This is a genomic window from Bacillus sp. mrc49 (assembly GCF_002803435.1).
Genome location: NZ_PHNG01000040.1, coordinates 1 through 398, shown reverse-complemented (window position 1 = coordinate 398; position 398 = coordinate 1). Strand labels below are relative to the sequence as shown.

The following is a 398-nucleotide window of genomic DNA, read 5'->3' as shown; positions in this document are numbered from 1 at the left end:
GTTATTTTTTTTAGCATCTGAAACAATTTCCTCTGCCTCTTCACGAGTATCTGCATAATGTTGTTCCTTTTGATTAAGTTGTACTTTTGCCATTGATAATTCCTCCTATTAATAACCGTTATTTTTGATTAAATGTATAAGTGGACTAATTAGTCCTGTTTAGCGAGTTAATAAAAGTTTTCCTTTATTTATAAAGCGTTTCTAGCCTTAGATAGCCTTTCAGCAGCTCTTTCCCTTTGTTCATCTGTGTAGACCCGTTCTTTTTTCATGGTGACCTGTTTTTCCGTCAATGTTCCCCTAACGGCTATCGGTCTATCATCCTCCGATTCTAGGACGATTAGCTCTGTTAAATTAGTGAGTTTTCGAATGTGTTTCGGCACAGTAGAGTAAACAGTCCA

At 36.4% G+C, this 398-nt stretch carries 1 protein-coding gene and 1 pseudogene; both read right to left on the bottom strand.

The features are described 5' to 3' along the window. Positions 1-93, bottom strand: a pseudogene (locus CVN76_RS00355) (organic solvent tolerance protein OstA); the annotation flags it as partial. Positions 94-188: 95 nt separating this feature from the next. Then, a partial coding sequence (locus CVN76_RS31555) for a hypothetical protein (protein ID WP_100530068.1) occupies positions 189-398 on the bottom strand: 210 nt, incomplete at its 5' end.